The organism is Streptomyces corallincola (genome assembly GCF_019104725.1).
In the GTDB taxonomy this organism is placed as follows: domain Bacteria; phylum Actinomycetota; class Actinomycetes; order Streptomycetales; family Streptomycetaceae; genus Streptomyces; species Streptomyces corallincola.
On the sequence record NZ_JAHRXF010000090.1, the window covers coordinates 1 to 2,056 of the forward strand.

The following is a 2,056-nucleotide window of genomic DNA, read 5'->3' on the forward strand; positions in this document are numbered from 1 at the left end:
GCGAGGTCTTCCAGGGCAGCTCCCCCTACACGGTCTGGCACAAGCTCAGGGATGCCACCCTGACCGGCGCGTTCCGCGGCAGGGCCCCGCTCGAGTCGCAGTACACGGTCGGCGTGCCCATCGCCGGGCTGTCCTCATTGCTGCGCTTCGCGCACGAGAACACGCGCAGCAGGCACCGGCGCCTGCGCCAGAACATCGACATCGGGCTCCAGTTCGGCACCGAAGCCGCCGCCCTGTTCGTCCGGGGTTCGGTGAACGGTCTGGACCGCATGGAGCCCAAACTCGTCGCCCTCCTGGAGTCATGGCCGGACGCGATGGAGGTACGCGGTTTCCTGGCCCTGCTCTACACGCAGGTGGCCGCGATCGGTTGCAACCATGCCCTGAGCCAGGTGCCCGGCGACCCGGGTGGCTTGATCAAGAATCAGGCGGCCGTCATGGCCCGCACCTCCTTCGCCGGCATCCGCAACGGCCTCTCCCGCAATGCCAAGCGATTCCTGGCCGCCAACGCCTCCCACATCAAGGCCCGGATCGTCCAGCTCTTCCGCTCCTCGCTCCTTCGTGACGAAACCCTCAGCCGGGTCCTCGCCCACCGGCCCTTCGACCTGCTCGCCGACGACATGGACACCGGCATCCCCGTCACCACCTACCTCGATGTCGCGCTGACCGAGCAGCCCGCCAGGGTCGTCGCCTCCGCTTCGCAGAAGAATGTGTTCGGGGCCACCACCGACTTCGCCGAACTCGACACCAACAGCGGCAACATCGGCATCCCCCTCGTCCTGCTCGAACTCCGCGCCCACGGGCGTGACGAGACCACGGACCGGAGGATGAGGGAGACCCTGGAAGATGTGGTGAGGGAGGCCAGGACGATCTACGACGAGGCGGCGCGGGCCCGCGCGACCTCCTCCCCCGCCTTCGAGGCCAACATCACCGCCCTGCGGAGCGCCACCAGCACCGCCCACCCCGAAACACGGAGCCTGCACACCCTGCTGGCCGCCGCGAACCGGTTGGAGATCGAACTCCCGCAGCGCGTCAACGACCGCATGCTCATGCCCGACCACACCGCCTTCCGCATCACCTCCGCCACCCTCGCGGCAATCGAACTCCGCAGCACCGACACGGAGGACCCGAACGTCCTCCAGCTCCGCCAGACCGGCCACACCGAACTCCTCCGCTTCGCCGACCAGCTCCAGGCCCTGCTCCCCGAGGCACCCGTCTACGAAGCCACTCTGCAAACGGCCCTCGACGCCACCCACGAACTCGCCGGCCACCTCGACCCCGCCCAGACCCACGCCCCCGACGGCCGCAACATCAGCCGCCTGCGCAACAACGTCAACCTCCAACTCCAGGCCTGGAACCAACCCGCAGTCGACGACGACTTCGTCCTGGAGCTCTACAACGGCCTCCGCTCCCACATCACCCGACTCGACGACGCGGCGATCTCCGGGCAGATCGCCGGCATCATCGTGGACCCCCACGGCGTGTGGATGCGCGGCGGAAACCCCGAGAACGCCCTGGCATCCGGCGGACTCACCGACGCCGAGGCCCTCGACCTGGCACCGAACACCCACACGGACCCCTCAGCGGTGGCCGGCCCCTCCCGTTGGGCGGGCAGCCTTGAGGACACGGCATCCACGACCGACCCGGCGAGCACCGAGGAACTTCCGGCCGCCGAGACCGTCCGGACCGAGTCGTCCGTCCCGCGCCATGACATGGGGACCCTGTACAACACGGTCAACCTCGAACTCGCCGGACTGGGCTGGACCCACCACATCGACCAGGCGACCATCGCCAAGCGCTACGCAAAACTCCCCTCGCACATCACCCGGCTCAACGAAACCGCCGTGGCCGGCCGCATCGCTATCCAGATCGCCAGCCCCGACACCGGCCCCGGCCTCCCGGGCGGCGCCGTCGGCATGGAGGTGGAGGTGCCCCGCTGGCATGTGACGGTGCCCGAGGACCTCTACTTCGATGATCTGCCCGACGGGTCCGTCATCGGGCACCGCAGTTTCGACATCGTGCTCGAAAACGCGAACGTCGGCGGCGACGTGCCCATCTT

General features: G+C 68.7%; 1 protein-coding gene. It reads left to right on the forward strand.

Annotation, left to right across the window (positions count from 1 at the left end):
- The coding region (locus KUM39_RS27885) for a hypothetical protein (RefSeq protein WP_217788561.1) at positions 1-2,056 on the forward strand (2,056 nt) is incomplete at both ends.